This window comes from Paenibacillus agaridevorans (assembly GCF_003112455.1).
GTDB lineage: Bacteria > Bacillota > Bacilli > Paenibacillales > Paenibacillaceae > Pristimantibacillus > Pristimantibacillus agaridevorans.
Genome location: NZ_BDQX01000384.1, coordinates 13510 through 13876 on the forward strand (window position 1 = coordinate 13510; position 367 = coordinate 13876).

Here is a 367-nt window from a genome sequence, read left to right on the forward strand (position 1 = left end):
CTCGATGGCGCGCAATCCCGCCGCTAGCTGGTTCACGCCATCGCGCAGCTCCTCCGTGCCCGCTGCAAGCTGACCTGCACCGTCCGCCGCCTCCGCAAGCTTCGGCGCGTTATCTCCCAGTGCGCTGCGGGCTTCCGCCAGACCGCTGCTGATCTCGCTCAATCCGTCTCCGCTCTTGCCGAGACCATCGTCGAGCGTCAGCACCTGATCGGAGACGAGGAAGTCCTCCAGCACTTGCCCCGTCGGACGGGTCGCGCTGCGAACCGTCTGCACGCCTTCTACCTTGGAGAGCTCGCGGCTTACTTGCTCCAGCGCCGCAAGTCCTTCCGGCGTATCCAGCGGCTGCTCCGACTTCACGATGACGTCC

The 367-nt window shown here is 66.2% G+C and carries 1 pseudogene; it reads right to left on the reverse strand.

Going from position 1 to position 367, the window contains the following annotated elements:
- Positions 1 to 367, reverse strand: a pseudogene (locus PAT3040_RS39150) (MMPL family transporter); the annotation flags it as partial.